General features: G+C 67.3%; 16 protein-coding genes. 1 reads left to right on the top strand and 15 read right to left on the bottom strand.

The features are described 5' to 3' along the window. Nucleotides 1–139 precede the first annotated feature (139 nt). From AC07S4_RS02800 to AC07S4_RS02740, 13 genes are all read right to left on the bottom strand, one after another. On the bottom strand, nt 140–670 hold the full coding sequence (locus AC07S4_RS02800; RefSeq protein ID WP_494985140.1) for a hypothetical protein: 531 nt from the start codon (nt 668–670) through the stop codon (nt 140–142). A gap of 59 nt (nt 671–729) precedes the next feature. Then, nucleotides 730–2,109, bottom strand: a complete 1,380-nt coding sequence (locus tag AC07S4_RS02795) for a UbiD family decarboxylase (protein WP_494985139.1) — start codon at nt 2,107–2,109, stop codon at nt 730–732. Between the two features lie 60 nt (nt 2,110–2,169). Then, entirely contained in the window at nt 2,170–3,084 is a 915-nt protein-coding gene (locus AC07S4_RS02790) for an amidohydrolase family protein (protein WP_107979263.1), read from the bottom strand. A 12-nt stretch (nt 3,085–3,096) separates the two neighbouring features. After that, entirely contained in the window at nt 3,097–4,017 is a 921-nt protein-coding gene (locus tag AC07S4_RS02785; RefSeq protein WP_494985138.1) for an amidohydrolase family protein, read from the bottom strand. 262 nt (nt 4,018–4,279) lie between these two features. Further along, entirely contained in the window at nt 4,280–5,698 is a 1,419-nt protein-coding gene (locus tag AC07S4_RS02780) for an amidohydrolase family protein (protein WP_494985137.1), read from the bottom strand. A 10-nt stretch (nt 5,699–5,708) separates the two neighbouring features. Beyond that, the gene (locus tag AC07S4_RS02775; protein ID WP_494985136.1) at nt 5,709–6,788 is read right to left on the bottom strand and encodes a BMP family ABC transporter substrate-binding protein; all 1,080 of its coding nucleotides are present in this window, start codon (nt 6,786–6,788) and stop codon (nt 5,709–5,711) included. Between the two features lie 26 nt (nt 6,789–6,814). Next, on the bottom strand, nt 6,815–7,747 hold the full coding sequence (locus AC07S4_RS02770; protein WP_494985135.1) for an ABC transporter permease: 933 nt from the start codon (nt 7,745–7,747) through the stop codon (nt 6,815–6,817). Continuing rightward, nucleotides 7,732–8,820: an ABC transporter permease gene (locus tag AC07S4_RS02765; protein WP_494985602.1), complete on the bottom strand. Its 1,089-nt coding sequence runs from the start codon at nt 8,818–8,820 to the stop codon at nt 7,732–7,734. Before AC07S4_RS02765 ends, AC07S4_RS02770 begins: the two co-directional genes overlap by 16 nt. After that, the gene (locus tag AC07S4_RS02760; RefSeq protein ID WP_494985134.1) at nt 8,813–10,555 is read right to left on the bottom strand and encodes an ABC transporter ATP-binding protein; all 1,743 of its coding nucleotides are present in this window, start codon (nt 10,553–10,555) and stop codon (nt 8,813–8,815) included. The genes AC07S4_RS02765 and AC07S4_RS02760 overlap by 8 nt, the downstream gene beginning before the upstream one ends. Nucleotide 10,556: 1 nt before the next feature. Beyond that, nucleotides 10,557–11,702, bottom strand: coding sequence for a CobW family GTP-binding protein (locus tag AC07S4_RS02755; protein WP_494985133.1), 1,146 nt, complete (start codon nt 11,700–11,702; stop codon nt 10,557–10,559). 15 nt (nt 11,703–11,717) lie between these two features. Continuing rightward, nucleotides 11,718–12,293, bottom strand: a complete 576-nt coding sequence (locus tag AC07S4_RS02750; protein ID WP_494985132.1) for a UbiX family flavin prenyltransferase — start codon at nt 12,291–12,293, stop codon at nt 11,718–11,720. 11 nt (nt 12,294–12,304) lie between these two features. Continuing rightward, nucleotides 12,305–14,503 (bottom strand): molybdopterin cofactor-binding domain-containing protein, encoded by a 2,199-nt coding sequence (locus tag AC07S4_RS02745; protein WP_494985131.1) that lies wholly within the window; start codon nt 14,501–14,503, stop codon nt 12,305–12,307. Beyond that, nucleotides 14,500–14,970, bottom strand: a complete 471-nt coding sequence (locus AC07S4_RS02740) for a (2Fe-2S)-binding protein (RefSeq protein ID WP_494985130.1) — start codon at nt 14,968–14,970, stop codon at nt 14,500–14,502. Before AC07S4_RS02740 ends, AC07S4_RS02745 begins: the two co-directional genes overlap by 4 nt. Nucleotides 14,971–15,065: 95 nt before the next feature. Between AC07S4_RS02740 and AC07S4_RS02735 the strand changes: the two genes are divergently transcribed. Next, complete coding sequence (locus tag AC07S4_RS02735; protein WP_494985129.1) at nt 15,066–15,956, top strand: LysR family transcriptional regulator; 891 nt, start codon at nt 15,066–15,068, stop codon at nt 15,954–15,956. An 86-nt stretch (nt 15,957–16,042) separates the two neighbouring features. On the opposite strand, the gene AC07S4_RS02730 is transcribed toward AC07S4_RS02735, so the two are convergent. After that, entirely contained in the window at nt 16,043–16,687 is a 645-nt protein-coding gene (locus AC07S4_RS02730; protein ID WP_494985128.1) for a hypothetical protein, read from the bottom strand. 37 nt (nt 16,688–16,724) lie between these two features. Then, nucleotides 16,725–18,560: a methyl-accepting chemotaxis protein gene (locus AC07S4_RS02725; RefSeq protein WP_494985127.1), complete on the bottom strand. Its 1,836-nt coding sequence runs from the start codon at nt 18,558–18,560 to the stop codon at nt 16,725–16,727. Between the last annotated feature and the right edge of the window lie 34 nt (nt 18,561–18,594).

Below are 18,594 nucleotides of genomic sequence, written 5' to 3'. Positions count from 1 at the left end.
TAAATCTTCATTGCAGCCTCCGCAAATCAGGTCGGTCGAACGGACATATTATTGGCAATCTGGCCAATATGCTAACGGTTTTTCAATGATACGCCGGAAGCCCGGGTTCAAGCCCTTTGTGGACGAGCGGACTGCAGGCTTACTTTGCCTTGGCCAGCTCGCTCACCAGCACGAACACTTCGTGGCGGATGGCGGGCCTGGCGGCCTGGAACTCCTTGTCGGCCTTGATGTAGGCCGGCTTGGCCAGCTCCGCCTTTTCGGCAGGCGTCGGCTTGGGCGCGTCGTCGTACATGCTCGGGCCGCCGTTATAAGTCTTCTGCAATACTTTCTGGCCGTAGCTGGACTGGTAGAAGCGGGTCATCTCCATCGCCGTCTCGGCCGATACCAGCTTGGCCACCGGCGCGGCCAGGCGGTTGTAGACTTCCGCCGCAGGCACCTTGTCCAGCTTGGCCATGAAGGCCAGGCGCTGCTGCTCGTTGGAGAACTTGCTGCCGCCGGCCACAGTGCGGGTCAATTTCTCGGCCTGCATGGCGGCCAGCAGATCGTAAGCGGCCTTCACTTGCGCTGCGCCGGGCGCGGCGGCTGCGGTGGCGGGCGCGGGTGCTGCAGCCACCGCCAGGGTGGAGATGGCCATCAGGCCGGCGACGGCCAGCAGTTTTAACGAATTCAATTGCTGCTCCTCAAAAATGTTTTGCTGGCAGCATCGTACCTCAGCGTTTGTCAATTCGCCTACACAATTGCACGCGCCAGGATGGCGTCGGCCCGCGCCAGCGCTTCCGGCGCGATGCGCGCGCGGACGCCGTCGAAGTCCGGGCCGCGCGTGGCGTCCACGCCCATGCGCGAGGTGGTGCCGATGCCGGAGGCGGACGGATCGAGCGCGCTGCCGGGCAGGCCGTCCACGATCAGCACGTCCCGGTGCGGCTGCACGTGGGTGGCCATGGCCCACAGCACCTGCTCGTCGCGCGTGACGTCCACGTCCTCGTCCACCGCGACCACGGTTTTCAGGTAAGGGTCCCAGCCCAGCAGGCCAAGCATGATCTGGCGCGCTTCGCCGGGGCGCATCTGCCTCACCGCAACGTAGGCGTGGAAGTGCGTGCCCGAGCTGGGGTAATGGACGGCGGTGACGCTGGGAAAGCGCTCGCGCAGCTTCTCCACCATTTCGGATTCGCGCGGGATGCGGCCCAGGTTCAGGTGCTCTGCCGAGTTGCCGCCGACGACGTCGACCAGCAGCGCATCGCGCCGGCGCAGCACGGATTCCACGCGCAGCAGGTTGTTGGTGGAGCGGTCCGACGAATAGCCGCTGAATTCGCCGAACGGGCCCTCCGGCACCTGCGCTTCCGGATCGATCACGCCTTCCAGCACGAACTCCGCGTAGGCCGGGACGGCCAGGCCGTACTTCGGTGTGCGCACCACGTCCAGCGGCGCGCCCAGCAGGCCGCCGGCGACGTGGCGCTCGTCCACGCCGAACGGCAGCCGCGCGGCGCCGGCCAGCATGAACAGCGGGTGCGCGCCGATCACCATGGCCACCGGCAGCGGCTGGCCGCGCTCGCGCGCGATCTGCAGCAAGCGCCAAAGGTGGCCGCGCGAGTGCAGGCTGGTGGCGATCTCGGTTGGCGAATGCAGCGTGGAGCGGTGGAAGCTCATGTTGCCCACACCGGTATCCGGGTGCTCGGCGACCAGGATGGCGTTGGTGATGTAGGGGCCACGGTCGGTGGCGAAGTGCTGGATGATGGGCAGCGTGCGCAGGTCGATGCCGCCCTGCCCTGCGCCGGCCTGCACCACGCTGTCCAGCACCGGGCCGCTGTCGACGAAGCGCGGCGCCACCAGCTTGCGGCTGCGCGCCTGGTATTCGGCATGGATGCCGGCCGGCGCCACGCCCAGCATGCGGCCCACGCGCTCGCGCGAGGCGAAGATGTTGGTCACCAGCTGCGTATCGATGCCGCGCACGCGTTCGCACACCAGCAGCGGATGACGGTTCTGCGCGGCCAGCTGCCACACCAGCGCGGTGGCGTCCTGGCCGCTTTCGAGCTCCTCGCGCACGGCGAGCACGTCCTCCGGATGCTGCTCGCGGTACTGGCGCAGGAATTGATGGAAGTCTTGCGAGATCATGTCTGCCTCTTTCGGTTGGTGCGGCGGCGCGCCCGCCTGCAGCGCGCCGCCGCTTGCTGCTTACTTCACACCGGCATAGGTGTCGGTCAGGCGCAGCTGCGCCTCTTCCAGCGTGCGCGGCGGCGGCGTGGTCTTGATGCCGCAAAGGCGGGCGATGTTGTTGCCCATGTAGTCTTCCAGCCCGTCCTCGTCCAGCCCCATGCCGTGCGGCGGCTGGGAGCACAGCACTTCCAGTTCGCGCAGCCACATGCCAGGTTCATTGGGCGGCGTGTCGGTGCCGAACACGATCTTGTTGCGCGGCAGCTGCTTGGCGAATTCCACGATGCGCGACTGGAAGCACCAGCCGGATTCGCACACCACGTTGGGCGTGTCCATCGCCATCCAGAACGCTTCGAACGAGTAGTTGCCCCCGGTCTGGATGCCGAAGTGGCCGATGATGAAGTTCACCATCGGGAATTCGCGGATGATGGGGTAGAACATCGTCGGTATCGTGTACGGTCCGTCGCCGGTATGGATCAGCACCACGATGTTGTACTTGGCGCACATCTTCATCGCGGGGCGCAGCCAGTCCAGCGCGCGGTCCGGGCGGTAGCCGTGCATATTGGCGTGCAGCTTGAGCATCTTGAAGCCGTACTCCTTCACGTGGTACTCCAGCTCCAGCGCGCCCTCCTCCGGGCCCCAGCGCGGGTTGAAAGTGAAGTTGCCGATGAAGCGGTCCGGGTACTTGTGGCACAGCTCCGCGATGTAGGCCATGTAGTCGCGGATGCCTTCGCGGCCACGGCGGTTGCCGTCGCGGTAGCCGGTGTTGCCCGGCGGCGGCTGGATGAAGCCCATGTCGATGCGGCGCGGCTTCCCGTTGATCATGTAGGGGCCGTCCATCATCTTCAGCATGCGTTCGCCGTTGAACGGCTCGCCGGTGTGGCGCCACGCTTCGTCTACCAGGTTGGTCGGGTGCAGGTGGGTATCGATAATCATGTGTGGCTCCGGTTAGCGGTCGTTGATACGTTTCATTCCGAGGCGTGCCTCGGCTTCGGCCACGGTGCGCGGCGGCGGGCTGGTTTCCAGGCCCACCATGCGTGCCACGTTGTTGCCCAGGTAGTCTTCCAGCGTGTCCTCATCCAGGTTCAGGCCCTGCGGCGGCTCGAAGCACAGCACTTCCAGGAGGCGCAGCCACATGCCCGGTTCGTTCGGCGGCGTGTCCGAGCCGTACAGGATCTTGTGCTTGGGCAGGACCTTGGAAAATTCGACGATGCGCGACTGCAGGCACCAGCCGGATTCGCAGTACACGTTCGGCATGTCCATGGCCAGCTGGAAGGGCTCGAAGCAGTACACGCCGCCGGTCTGCACGCCGAAGTGGGCCATGATGAAGTTCACGGTCGGGAACTCCTTCATCATCGGCACCCATTCGGTGGGGATGCTGTACGGGCCGTCGCCCGTGTGTAGCTTGACCAGCACGCCCAGCTCGGCGCACTTGGCCAGCGCGGGACGCAGCCAGTCCAGCGCGCGGTCCGGGCGGTAGGCGTGCATATTGGCCTGGAACTGCACCATCTTGAAACCGTACTCCGTCACGTAGCGCTCGATGGCTTCCACGCCGTTCTGCACGCCGCAGCGCGGGTTGTAGACGAAGCAGCCGATCAGGCGGTCCGGGTATTTGCGCACCATTTCCAGCGTGTAGGCCATGTAGGCGTCGATGGATTCGGTGCCCGTCTTTTCGCCGTCCGTGTAGGTGTAGATGGTGTTGCCTTGCGGCGGCTGGATAAAGGCTTTATCGATGCGGCGCGGCTTGCCGTTCACCATGTACGGTCCGTCCATCATCTGGATCAGGCGTTCGCCGGTGAATGGGTCGCCATCGTGGCGCCAGGCCAGGTCGACCAGATTGGTCGGGTAGCAGCTGGTGTCGATGATCATGGGGTTCTCCTCACAATGCTTCAGGTTGGGGTAGCGCACTTGCTACGTGCGCCTCGCTTATCTGGAGGACTGTCAGGGGCGCGTTTGCGAAGGACAAATGGCCACTGACGGGTACTCCGCCAGCAGGCAATCTCCCACTGAGCCCCGCTTCGGCATTGCACCGCTGCGGAAATCAGTTGAACGCTTCTACCCACTTACTAAAACTATTTATACCGTTATTCGCTTTGTGCTGTCAACGGAATTTTGATGCTTGCCACGCTTTCTACACTTGCTGCATCAGGCGCTGCACGTCCGCGCTGGCTTCGGCGCGCAGCGCCGCCATGTCCAGGCCCGGAATCGCATCGTCCTCCACCAGCACGCGGCCGCCGCACAGCAGCCACTTCAGGCGCGGCCTGCCCGCCGCCACCACCGGACCGATGGCCATGTCGTGCAGGCCGAAGTAGCGCGGCGAGTCCAGATCGTACACGGCCAGGTCGGCCGCCTGCCCGACCTGCAGCGTGCCCACACCGCCGAAGCCGAGCACGCGCGCCCCGCCCTCGCTGGCCCAGTTCACCACCTGCTCCACAGACACGCTGTCCGCGCCGGCCTCGCCGTCGCCGTCCGGCCGTGGCCGGGTGGCGGCGCCCGCGTGGGCGCGGTGCATCAGCCAGCAGAAGTGCACCTCGCTCAGCATGTCGGCCGCCTCGTTTGAGGCCGCGCCGTCCACGCCGATGGACACCGCCCCGCCCAGCCGGTGCAGGTCCGGCGCGCGCGCCACACCGTCCGCCAGGCGCGCATTGCTTTGCGGGCAGTGCGCCATGCCGGTGCCGGACTGCGCCAGCAGGCGCAGCTCGGCGTCGGTCAGGTGGGTCAGGTGCGCCAGCGACACGTCCGGTCCCAGCCACTCGTGCTCGGCCAGGAATTCGATCGGCAGGCAGCCGTACTCCGCGCGGCAATGCTCCATGAAGCTCACCGTTTCCGACATGTGCGTGTGCAGCGGCACGTTCATGCGCCGCGCGGCCCGCGCCGCTTCACGCAGCTCGCCGCGCGCCACGGACACGGTGGCCGTGGTGGGCGCCAGCGCCACCCGGGTGCGCGGACGCGGTCCGCCCTGGTGGTAGCGGCTGGCGATGCGCTCCACGTCAGCCAGCATGCCGTCCAGCGTTTCAGGCTCCACATAGGTGCTGGCGTCCGCCTCCAGCTTGCGCGTGACGGTGCCGCCGCCCCGCTGCAGCATGAAGCGCACGCCCAGCTTGTCCGCTTCCTCGAACAGCGCGGCCGATGCGTCGTAGCCCATGTTCGGGTAGTAGATGTAGTGGTGGTCGGCGATGGTGGTGCAGCCGGACAGCATCAGCTCCACGATGCCGATGCGCGCCGCCAGCCGCAGCCTGTCCTCGTTGAAGGCGCGCCGGTAGATGAAGGGCACCGCCTGCAGCCAGGGGCTGAGCGTGAGGTTGATGCCGGCCGGGACACCCTTCAGCAGCGACTGAAACAGATGGTGGTGGGTGTTGACCCAGCCGGGATAGATCACGCAGTCGCGCGCGTTCAGCACGCGCTCGCCGGGCTGCGGACGCAAGCCGCTGCCCATCTGGGTGATCACGCCGTCGGCGATGCGCACATCGCTGGCTGCGCTGCGCGCCGCATCGCCGCGCGCGCCGGTCAGGATGCTGTGCGCATCCTTGATCAGGATAAGGTTGCTCATGGGTGCGGTCCTATTTGGGCGGCGTGCCATCCACGCCGTTGACGAGGAAGTTCATCTTGTCCAGCTCCGCCGCGCCCAGCACCTGGCCTGCCGCCACGCGCTGCTTGCCGGCCTGGTCGAAAATGGGACCGGCGAAGGGATGCAGCCTGCCTTCGGCAATGTCCTTCTCCACGGCGGCGAACTTCTCGCGTACCTCGGCGGGAACGGAGGCGTTCAGCGGCGCCATCCTGATCATGCCTTCGCGCAGGCCGCCCACCGTCTGCGACGATTTCCAGCGGCCCGCCAGCACGTCCTCGATCACCTTGGTGTAATAGGTGGTCCAGGTTTGTACCACCGAGGTCAGGTTGGTCTTGGGGCCGAAGCGCGACATGTCCGAGTAGTAGCCCACCGTGGGTATGCCCTTCTCCTCGCCCGCCGTGACCACCGCCACCGACGACGTGTCGTAGGTCAGCAGGTCCACGCCCAGCGTGGCCAGGGTGTTGGCCGCCTCGCGCTCCTTGCCGGGGTCGTACCAGGCGTTCACCCAGATCAGCTTGACCTGCGCGTTCGGGTTCACGCTGCGCATGCCCAGCGTGAAGGCGTTCAGCCCCTGCAGCACTTCCGGGATGGGGAAGGCGCTGACATAGCCCGCCAGGCCCTTCTTGCTGACATGCCCGGCCAGCACGCCCTCCAGGTAGCGGCCTTCGTAGTAGCGCGCGTTGTAGGCGCCGACGTTGGGCGCGGTCTTGTAGCCGGTGCCGTTCATGAAGATCACCTTGGGCGACTGGCGCGCCACCTTGATGGTGGGTTCCATGAAGCCGAACGACGGCGTGAAGATCAGCTTGCAGCCTTCCTGCACGAAGTTGCGGATCACGCGCTCCGCGTCCGGACCTTCGGCCACGTTCTCCACGTACTTGGTGGTGATCCTGTCCGCCATGCTGGCGGCCAGCGCGCGGCGCGCCAGCTCGTGCTGGTAGGTCCATCCGCTCTCGCCGATGGGGTTGGAGTACAGGAAGCAGGTCTTCATGGGCTCGGCCGCCTGGGCGGACAGCGCAAGGCCCGCCAGCAGCAGGTGCGCGGCGGCCCGCGCCGGGTTGAGTTTGTACGGCATGATGCGTCTCCTTTTCTTGTAGTGGTTCAGGCGTCCGGCCGGAATGGCTGCCCCAGCGAAGCGGGCGAATGCAGCCTGATGGTGTGGGCGTTGCGTGAAATCAGAACGAGTACGACGATGGTGGCGATATAGGGCAGCGAGGACATGAGCTGCGGCGGCAGGTCCAGCCGCAGGCCGGAGCCCTGCACGAACAGCTGCGAGATCATCACGCCGCCGAACAGGTAGGCGCCGAGCACCACGCGCATGGGCCGCCAGGTGGCGAACACCACCAGCGCCAGGGCGATCCAGCCGCGCCCCGCCACCATGCCCTCTGCCCACAGCGGCGTGTAGAACACCGACATGAAGGCGCCGCCCATGCCGGCCATGGCGCCGCCGAAGGCCACGGCGGCGTAGCGCAGCGTGATGACGCGGTAGCCCACCGCGTGCGCCGACGACGGCGACTCGCCCACCGCGCGCAGCACCAGTCCCCAGCGGCTGCGGTACAGGAAGTACAGCACGGCGGCCACCACCACCCAGGACAGGTAGACCATGGGCTGCTGCCTGAACAGCGCCGGCCCGATCACCGGTATGTCCGACAGCAGCGGGATGGCCAGCGGCGCGATCATCGGCAGCGGCGTCGACTCGAAGGGCTTGCCGATGAAGGCGGCCAGTCCCACGCCGAACAGCGCCAACGCGAGGCCGGACGCGACCTGGTTGGCCATCATCGTCAGCGTGAGGAAGCCGAAGGCCAGCGCCATCACGCAGGCGGCGGCCATGCCGGCCACCACGGCCAGCGCCGGGCTGCCGCCCGAGAAGGCCACCGCGAAGGCCGTCACCGCGCCTATGGACATCATGCCTTCGGCGCCCAGGTTGAGCACCCCGGCCTTCTCCGTCACCAGCTCGCCCATGGCGGTCAGGATCAGCGGCGTGCCGGAAATGACGGTCGCGGCGAGCATGGACGCGATCAGGTTGTTTTCCATAGCAGTTTCCCCAGGCTGGCGTTGCGGTCGAAGCGGAGCCGGTAGCCGATGAACAGGTCCGCTCCGAGCAGGAAGAACAGCAGCATCCCCTGGAACACCTTGGAGATGGACGACGGCAGGTTGATGAACTGCTGCGCCTGTTCGCCGCCGAGGAACAGCAGCGCCATCAGCAGGCTGGCAAGGCAGATGCCCACCGGGTGCAGCCGTCCGACAAAGGCGACGATGATGGCGGCAAAGCCGTAGCCGCTGGAGATGGATTCGGTGAGCTGGCCCATGGGGCCGGCCACTTCCGCCACCCCGGCCACCCCGGCCATGCCGCCGCCGGCCAGCATGCCGATCCAGACGGCGCGGCTGGCCGAGTAGCCGGCGTAGCGCGCCGCCGCGTCGGCCTCGCCGGCCACCTGCATCTGGTAGCCGTAGAAGCTGCGTTCGAGGAAGACGTAGCCCACCGCCAGCGCGCTGAGCGCCAGCAGGAAGGCGGCGTTCAGGCGCGTGCCGTCAATCAGGATGGGCAGCAGCGCGCCGTCGGCGAACATGCGGGTCTGCGGGAAGTTGAAGCCCTCCGGGTTCTTCCAGGGTCCATGCACCAGCCAGGAGGCCGCGAACTGGGCGATGTAGACCATCATCAGCGTGACCAGGATCTCGTTGGCGCGCCAGCGGGTGCGCAGCAGGGCCGGCACCGCGCCCCACATGGCGCCACCCAGCGCGCCTGCAGCCAGCATCAGCACCCAGGTCCAGGGACCGCCCTCGCCCGACTGCAGGGCGACGCCGGTGGCGGCGATGGCGCCCATGATGAACTGGCCTTCGGCGCCGATGTTCCACACATTGGCGCGGTAGCCTACGGCCAGCCCTATGCCGATCAGCATCAGCGGGGTGGCCTTGAGCAGCAGTTCGGTCAGGGCGTAGGTGTCGCGCAGCGGGTTCAGGAAAAATACCTTGAAGCCGGTGAACGAATCCTTGCCCAGGGCGGCGAACAGGAACAAGCTGGCCAGCAGCGTGAGCGCCACCGCCGCCAGCGGCGACAGGTAGCGCATGCGGGCCGACGCGGCGGGCTGCGCTTCGAGTTTAAGCAGCATGGATGCGCTCCTTTCCGGCGGCGTGCGGTGCATGGGGCGGATGCGGCAGGTGCGCCACGCGCACGTCCTGCGCCCAGGGCGACAGCTCGCCCGCCATCAATTCGCCGGGCAGCGATCCACCCGGCACGGCGCCGACGTGCCCCACCGCCACCGCAGCGGCAGCAGCAGCGGCAGAGGCGCCTGCAGCAGGCCCGCCGGCGGCGGCTGGCGCCTCGTCCCCTTGCCAGACTCCGCTCATGCGCATGCCCACCTCTTCCACGCTGGTCTGCTGGACCGGCGTGGCGGACGACAGGCGCCCGCCTGCAATGACGGCGATGCGGTCCGAGATTTCGAACAGCTCGTCCAGCTCCTCGGAGATCACCAGCACCGCCGTGCCCGAGCTGCGCAGGTCGAGCAGCGCCTGGCGGATGAAGGCGGCGGCGCCGACGTCCACGCCCCAGGTGGGCTGCGCCACGATCAGCAGCTTGGGACACTGCATGATTTCCCGCCCCACGATGAACTTCTGCAGGTTCCCGCCCGACAGCGAGCGTGCCTGCGCGTCCGGCCCGCCGCACTTGACGTTGTACTTCTCGATGCAGTTCTGCGCCAGCTCGCGCATGGCCTTGAACCGTATCAGCCCGTACTTGAGCAGCCCGCTGCCGTAAGCGGTGAGCAGGCCATTGCGCGCCAGCGACATGCGCGGCACCGCCCCCCGTCCCAGCCGCTCCTCCGGCACAAAGCACAGGCCGAGCGACCGGCGCCGTCCCGGCGGCAAACGCCCCGCCGCCGTGCCGCAGATGCGGATCGCGTCCGCATCCTTCAGCGGCGCCTCGCCGGACAAGGCGTACAGCAGTTCCTGCTGGCCGTTGCCGGACACGCCGGCGATGCCGACAATCTCGCCCGCCTTCACCTCCAGCTGGATATCCTTCAGGTCCACGCCGAACGGATCGTGCGATTCCGCCGACAGCGCCCGCACGCTGAGCCGCACCTCGCCATCCCCGATCGAAGCGCCGCGCGCGCACTTCGGCAGCTCCTTGCCTATCATCAGGCGCGCCATGGACGCCAGCGATTCCTGCGCCGGCACGCAGCCGCCGCTCACCTTGCCCGCCCTGAGCACCGTGGCGCGGTGGCACAGCTCCTTGATTTCGTCCAGCTTGTGGCTGATGTACAGGATGCTGCAGCCCTCTTCCGCCAGTTGGCGCAAGGTGGTGAACAGCGTGCGCACCGCCTGCGGCGTAAGCACCGATGTCGGCTCGTCCATGATGAGCAGCTTGGGGTTCTGCAGCAGGCAGCGGATGATCTCCACCCGCTGCCGCTCGCCCACCGACAACCCATGCGCAAGCCGGCAAGGATCGACCGGCAGGCCGTAGCGCTCGGACACTGCGCGGATGCGCCGCGCCAGGTCGCCCAGGTCCGGCTTGCCGGGCAGGGACAGCGCCACGTTCTCGACCACCGTCAGTGTTTCAAACAGCGAGAAGTGCTGGAACACCATGCCGATGCCCAGGCTGCGCGCATGCGCGGGGCTGGACACGCGGACCGGCTCACCCTCCCAGTGCATTTCGCCGGAGCTGGGCTGGGTAACGCCGTAGATGATCTTCATTAGCGTGGACTTGCCCGCGCCGTTTTCGCCCAGCACGGCGTGGATCTCGCCGGGCATGACGCGCAGGTCCACGCCGTCGTTGGCCACCACGGACGGATAGAGTTTGCTGATGCCCCGCAGTGCCAGCCGGGGCGTGTTGAGGATGGCGTCCATGTCAGGCCTCCTGCAGCTGGGGCATGGCCAGGCACCAGTCCAGGCCGGCCTTGAGCGAGTCGCGGTCCAGGTTGCGGCCGATGAATACCAGCTTGCTCAGCTGCGCTTCGCCCTGTGGCCAGGCGTCGGCCGGGCGCAGGTCGAGCACGCGGTGGACGGCCTGCAGCACGTAGCGGCGGCTGTCGCCTGCGATGGCGAGGATGCCTTTCAGGCGGAACAGGTCGTCGCCGTGCGCGGCGAGCAGCTGCGCCAGCCAGGCGTCCAGCTGCCGTTTCTCGAACGGCGCGGAGTACGTCAGCGAGGCCGATTCCACCGACGGATCGTGCGCGTGGCCGCGCCCGTCGCCGTAGCCGCCATTTCCCGGCAGGCCGCACACGCCCTCCGGCGCCGCAGGGGCATGCTCGCAGTGCTCGCTGCACTCGTGGCCATGCTCACCGTGATCGTGATGCTCGTCGAGGAAATGCGGATCAATCAGCGCGGCACCCGAATCGAAGCCGCCTATGCCGAGGATCTGGTTCAGGTCCACCTGCGCATGGCTGGAGCGCAACACCTGGGCGCCCTGGTTGATGCGCCGCATGCGCCGTTCCAGCGCCTGCACGGCGTCCGCGCCCACCAGATCCGTCTTGTTGATGATGATGCGGTCAGCCGCAACGATCTGATCCACCGCCTGGTTGTCCATGCCGGCCAGCGCGGGGTCGTCAAGGTGGCCCTCGATGTGCAGCGCATCGACCAGCGTCACCACGCCGTCCAGCCGAAGCTGGCGCGCCACGTCGTTATCCATGAAGAAGGTGGCCGCAACCGGCGTGGGATCGGCCAGGCCGCTGGTCTCCACGATGATGTGGTCGAACTGCTCCGGCCGCGCCAGCAGCGCCTGCAGGATGCGCACCAAGTCCTTGCGCACGTCCACCACGCAGCAGATGCAGCCGTTCGTCATCTGGAAGATTTCCTCGTCCGACGCCAGCACCAGGTCCGAGTCCACATCCACCTCGCCGAACTCGTTCTCGATGACGGCGATGCGCATGCCATGCTTCTCCGTCAGGATATAGTTCAACAGCGTGGTCTTGCCCGAGCCGAGAAAGCCCGTCAGTATCGTCACCGGGATCATGCCTGCCGTTCCGGTGCTATGCATCATATTATTGTGATTCATATCGTCTCCGTGTTGTTATGCAGTGATACCCTGCCAGCGATGCACCATCCCATCGTGCGGTACGCCGAACAGATCCAGCGTGCGGCCCACGGTGTGGGCCACAATGTCTTCTATCGATACCGGGCGGTTGTAGAACGCGGGCACCGGGGGGCAGATGATGCCGCCCAGTTCCGTTACCGCCGTCATATTGCGCAGGTGAGCCAGGTTGAGGGGCGTTTCGCGCGCCAGCAGCACCAGCCGGCGGCGCTCCTTGAGCATCACATCCGCCGCCCGCGTCACCAGGTTGTCGGCCAGGCCGTGGGCCACCGCAGCGAGCGTGCGCATCGAGCACGGTGCGATCACCATGCCCTCGCACAGGAAGGAGCCGCTGGCGATGCTGGCGCCGATGTCCTTCACGCTGTGCACCACGTCCGCCAGCGCCTCGATGCGCGCCTTGCCCATGTCCAGTTCGTGCATGGCGGTCAGCGCGCCGGATGCGGACAGCACCAAATGGCTTTCCCATTCGTCCTGCCGCGCCAGCGCCTGCAGCATGCGCACGCCGTAAATAGCGCCGCTGGCGCCGGTGATGGCTACAACCAGGCGCTTTTTCATGGCGGCCTCCCTTAAGCCGAAAAGTCGAGCGGCGTGCTGCGCTGCCGCTTGCCGGTCAGCGCGAACAGCGCGTTGGCGATGGCCGGCGCCACGCCGGGATTGGATAGTTCGCCCACCCCGCTGGGCTTGTTCACGTCGCCCTGGATGATGGTGATGTCCACTTCCGGCATGTCGGCCATGCGCATTACCGGATAGTCGTGGAAGTTGGACTGCACCACGCGGCCCTTTTCGATATCGAGCTTGTCGTACAGCGCGTGGCCCAGGCCCCACATGATGCCGCCGTACAGCTGCTCCTGCACGCTGCCCGGATGCACCGCCAGCCCGCAATCGGCCACGCAGGTAATGCGGCGCACCTTCACCGTACCGTCCACCTTCTCCACCTCGGCCACGATGGCGATGTAGCTGTTGTAGGCCTGGTTGGTGGACAGCCCCAGCGCGCGGTTGGCCGGCAGCGGCTTGCCCCAGCCGGCCTTGGCCGCGGCCTGCTCCAGCACCGCCACGTGGCGCGGCCTGCCCTTCATGTACTGCTTGCGGAATTCCAGCCTGTCCTTGCCGGCCGCGTGCGCCAGTTCGTCCATGAAGCTCTCGGTGGCGAACACGTTGGGGATGAAGCTCACCGCGCGGTACCAGCCGGTGGGCATGCCGGTTTCGTGCCGCACCCAGCCCACGTCCACGTTGTCCGGCTGGTAGGCGAAGTCCCAGAGGCTGATGGCCTCCGTGGTGCTGTAGTCCATCTTGTCCTTGCGGTCGTAATAGCCCGGCTCCCATTCCTCCGGCGACGCGGGCGACACGGCGCGCAGCTGCAGCGCGGTCAGCTTGCCGTCCGCGTCCAGTGCTCCCGACACCTTGGTATAGCTGGCGGCGTGGTAGAACAGCGCGCGCATTTCGTCCTCGCGGCTGTACATCAGCTTCACCGGCTTGCCGGTGGCCTTGGCCAGCCAGGTCGCCTCCAGCAGCCAGTGGCGCGATTCGCGCGCGCCGAAGCTGCCGCCGCCGGTGAGCTCCCTGAGCACCACCTTGTCTTCCCCGATGCCCGCCACCTCCTTGGCCGCCAGCTGCACGTTGCTTGGGACCTGCAGGCCGCCCCAGTAGGTGATGGTCCCGTCCTTGATCTCCACCACCACGCATTCCGGCTCCAGCGGATTGGGCACCTTGTAGGGCATGGTGTATTCGGCGCTGAGCACCTTGGCGCCCTGCTTCAGCGCCAACGGTGCGTCGCCCTTGCCGATGGTGCGCACCAGCTGCGCGTCGGGCCGGGCGAGATGCGCGCGCTGTTTGGCCGGCATGTCCTTGCTGTTGAAGCGCACGAACTCGCTGTCGTTCCACTGCACCTTCAACGCATCGCGTCCCAGCTTGGCGGACCAGTAGCTGTCCGCCAGCACGGCCACGCCCTCCTGGTTGCCGCCCAGCAGGGAAGGCGGCGATGCAGGCACCTTCAGCACCTGCCGCACGCCCGGCACCGCCAGCGCCTTCTTCATGTCGATGCGCCTGACGCGACCGCCGATCACCGGCGAACGCAGGATGACCGCCACCAGCATGCCGGGCAGCTTCACGTCGATGCCGTAGACCTGCTTGCCCGTTACCTTGGCGCGCGCATCGAGCTTGCGGCTCATTTTGCCGATCAGGCGGAAGTCTTGCGGCGCCTTCAGCACCGGCTCCCTGGGCGGCTGCAGCAGCGCCGCGTCGCCGGCCAGCGCGCCGTAGCTGAACTGGCGCCGGGTGGGCGTGTGCAGCACCCTGCCGACCTGCGCGCGGCACTCGGCGGCCGGCACCTGCCAGCGGTCCGCCGCCGCCTGCACCAGCATCATGCGTGCGCTGGCGCCGGCCTTGCGCAGCGTCTCATACTCCAGCATCACGCTGGTGCTGCCGCCGGTGGAAAACACATGCCACTGCGGGTGGATATAGTCCTTGAAGAAGGGATGCTCGGGCGTGATGACCTCCACCTGCTCCAGGTCCACCTCCAGCTCCTCGGCCAGCACCAGGCCCAGCGCGGTGCGGGTGCCGGTGCCCGAATCGTGCTTGTGCACCACCAGCTTGATGGTGTCGTCGGGGAACACGCGCACGAAGGCGTTGGGCGCCAGCGCGCCGCCAGCGGCGGGCTGCGCCCCGGCGGCCGGGACCACGAAGCCGACGGCCAGGCCCGCGCCCAGCACGGCGGCCGATTTGAGGAAGGTGCGGCGCGAAGGTCCGGTGTTGTGCAGGGTGCTCATGCCTGCTCCTTTGCGCCGGGCGCCATGGCGGCCGCAACGTGGATGGCGCGGCGGATGCGCTCATACGTGCCGCAGCGGCAGACGTTGCCGGACATGGCGTTGGTGATGTCCTCGTCGCTCGGCCTGGGGCTGCGCTTGAGCAGCGCGGCGGCCGACATCAGCTGGCCGGACTGGCAGTAGCCGCACTGCGGCACGTCTTCCTGCAGCCATGCTTGCTGCAGCGGATGGTCGCCCTTGGCGGACAAGCCTTCGATGGTGGTGACCTTGCGGCCCACGGCGGCCGACACCGGCGTGCTGCAAGACCGCACCGGCTCGCCGTCCAGGTGCACGGTGCAGGCGCCGCACAGGGCCGCGCCGCAGCCGAACTTGGTACCGGTCAGGTCCAGGTGGTCGCGCAGCACCCACAGCAGCGGCGTATCCGCAGGCGCCTTCACGCTGCGTAATTCATCGTTGACATTCAGTTGCATTTTCGTCTCCCCAAATCTTGTTGTTGAAATGAGTATGGTGAGCGTCGAATTATTTGTACAATATATTCTTGAGTACCGATTGATATCGAGAGAATATGGATCTGCGCCTGCTCCGCTACTTCACCGTGCTGGCCGAGGAACTGCACTTCGGCCGCGCCGCCACGCGGCTGCACATGTCGCAGCCGCCGCTGAGCCAGCAGATCAAACTGCTGGAGACGGAGCTGGGCACGCCGCTGTTTACACGCACGCAGCGCCGCGTGGAACTGACGGCGGCCGGCGTGGCGCTGAAGGCGCAGGCGGCGCTGGTGTTCGCGCAGATGGAGCGCGCGGTGGACCTGACACGCCAGGCCGGGCGCGGCCACTGGGGTACGCTGGAAATCGGCATGATCAGTTCATTGATGGTGGGCCTGCTGCCGCAGGCGCTGCGCGTGTTCCAGGACCGCTACCCGGACGTGAAATGGACGCTGCACGAGCTGCAGCCCGCCGCGCAGCAGGCGGCGCTGAAGGAGCGCAGGCTGGACCTGTGCTTCTACCGCATGGGACCGAACGATCCCGAGCTGACCAGCGAGCCGCTGTCGAGCGAAGCGATTGCGGTGGTGCTGCCGCAGCAGCACCGGCTGGCCAAGCGCGCCCGCGTGGCGCTGAAGGACCTGGCCGAGGAGCGCTTTATTTCATTCAAACTGGACCAGTCGCGCTTCGCCGCCTCGCTGTACCAGAGCTGCATCGAGGCCGGCTTCACGCCCAATGTGTACCAGCAGGTGGTGGAGGTGCAGACCCTGCTCAGCCTGGTGCGGGCCGGCCTGGGCATCGGCCTGCTGCCCGCCTCCACCGGGCAGTTCGGCCACGCCGGCGTGGTGTACCGTGCCCTGGCGCAGCCGGCGCCGCGCACCACGCTGTACGCCACCTACCGCAAGGACGATCCATCGCCGGTGCTGCAGGTATTCCTCAACATCATGCGCGAGCTGATCGAGACCCCGCAGCCCTAGCGTTGCGCCAACCCGGCCCCGGATGGGGCCATCGGGAGCCTGTGCCGCAGGTAAAAGCTGTACCTAAAGCCTGAAGCGGCTGCGGGTCAGCTCAGCTTCTGCCAGCCCTTTTCAGTTTTCCGGTAGGTGAACGTGACCTGGCGCGGGATGGCGGTTCCCGCCGGCTGTCCCTTCTGGATACCGTAGTTCTGCATGACGGTGGTGGCGAGATAGACCGTAGACGCCAGCAGGCCCGTGTCGTCCTGCAGTTCGCGACTGCTACGGATGTAGTCGACGATGGCGGGGTACTGCCTGTATCCCTCGATCTCGGCCTTGATATCGGGCACCTCGGACGACATGGCGGCCATCATCGAGCCCAGCCCCACTTGCATTGAAAACGCGGCGCGGTCCGCTTTCGGCATGGCCTTGATGTCGGCCGCGCTCTTTTTCAGCAGTTCGACAACCAGCTGCGGATAGTCCACCTTCGCTTTCAGGTTATAGGTAAAGTGGATCTTGTAGGTCTGCTCTTCGGGCCAGCCATTTTCCCGCTTCAGATCGGCCACCACGAATGCGGCATCGCTGGGCAGGTCGTTCTTCGCGGTCAGCTGCGCGTCGCGTTCAGCGTCGGCGGCACTGGGTTGGTTCGAGCAGGCGCTTAAGAACGCCAGCAGGCAAAGAGCGGTGAATGCGGAGCGGATGGAAGTGAGCATGGGGTCGTTGATCGAAGGGTTGGCGCCGGCAATGCGTGGCATAAAATTGTCTTGGGGAAAAATAATTATACATCGATAACTATTTCCGTGAAGAATTATCCAACTTGAATACGCTGACCACCCGCGTCAGACCATGGGCGCGCTCGTTCAGCGCGTCGGCTGCGGCGGTGGCCTCCTCGACCAGCGCCGCGTTCTGCTGCGTCAACCCGTCGATCTGAGCGATGGCCGCGTGAATCTGTTCCAGGCCCATCGCCTGCTCCTGGCTGGCGCGGGTGATCTCGCTCATGATGCCGGCCACGCGCTGGATGCTGCCGACGATTTCATCCATGGTGGCGCCGGCCTGGTCCACCAGCCTGGCGCCGCTGCCCACCTTCTGGACCGAGTCGGCAATCAGCGTCTTGATTTCCTGCGCGGCCGCCGCCGAGCGCTGGGCCAGGCCGCGCACTTCGGCCGCCACCACGGCGAAGCCGCGCCCCTCTTCGCCTGCCCGTGCCGCTTCCACGGCGGCGTTCAGCGCCAGGATGTTGGTCTGGAAAGCGATGCCGTCGATGACGGCGATGATGTCCACGATCTTGCGCGACGACGCATTGATCGAACCCATGGTGTCCACCACCTTCGACACGGCCTCGCCGCCCCGTACCGCCACTTCGGAGGCGCTGCGCGCCAGGCTGTCGGCGCGCAGCGCATTATCCGTGGTCTGGCGCACCGTGCCGGTGAGCGTCTGCATGGCGCCGGCGGTCTGCTGCAGCGACGCGGCCTGCACTTCGGTGCGCGAAGACAGGTCGTTGTTGCCCCCGGCGATTTCGGAGGCGGCCCGCCGCACATCCTCGCTCGCGCTGCGGATCTGCAGCAGCATGGTGCCGATCTTGCCGGCGAAGCGGTTGAAGGCGCGCGCGATCTCGGCCAGTTCATCGCTGCCGCTTTCGTCCAGGCGGCGCGTCACGTCGCCTTCCCCGTCCGCGATGCCCGCCAGCGCGTCGCGCACCTGCTGCAGGCGGCGCAGCATGCGGCTGATGAGAAGCGGCAGCAGCAGCGACGCGGCGCCCGCCGCCAGCAGCGCGGCGATGGCGGAACTGCGCAGCAGCGCGTCCAGGTCCTGAGTGGCGTCGGCGCGGTCCAGCACCACGGCCAGGGTCCAGCCGGTGCCGGGCACGGGCGCCGCGTGCAGCAGCGCTTCCCGCCCGCCGAGCGGCCCGCCCAGCTGCACCGCCGCACCGGCAGCCTGCTCCAGCATGGCCGGCGTGAGGCCGCCGCCCAGTTCCGCCAGCGGCCGCATGGCCAGCGCGGCGTCCGGGTGGGCGATCAGGCGGCCCTCGCGGTCGGCCAGAAAGGCGTAGCTGTTGGGCGTGGGCCGCATGGCGCGCACCTGGCGCACCACGGCCGTCAGTGCCACGTCGGCCGCCAGCACCGCCTGCATCGACTGCCCGCGCGCCCCGCCGGGTAAGGGCACGCGCACCGGCTCGGCGAAGGTAACCACCAGCTGGCCGCGCCCCGCGTCCACATACGGCGCCGTGATGACGGGGCCGCCCGCTTCCACCGGCAGCTTGTACCAGGGCCGCGCCGTGGGGTCGTAGCCGGGCGGCGCCGCCTCGTCGCGCGAGGACGCGGTGCGCTTGTCCGCATAGCCGATATAAGTGTTGTCGAAACCGCCCGCCAGCGCGGCAGCCTTCAGCACCGGCGCCGGATCGGCGCTGGCGGCCGCAGCGCGCAGCGACGAGACGATGGCGCGGCGTGCCGCGATCCATTCGCCTATGCCGGCCGCCTGGCTGGCGGCCAGCTGGCGCATCTGGGCGTCCCGCGAGGCCGCCATGCGGCTGCGGGTAGTGAAATAGTTGGCGGCCACCACGGCCAGCATGGCCAGCACGACGATGGACACGCACAGGCCGATCAGCCGGCCGCGCAGGGTAGCGAACATGGTAAGAAGGGGGGAAATTGAATGGAGGGGATTG

Source organism: Pseudoduganella sp. GW821-FHT05F09 (genome assembly GCF_059419605.1).
This window is presented reverse-complemented; position numbering and strand designations above follow the sequence as displayed.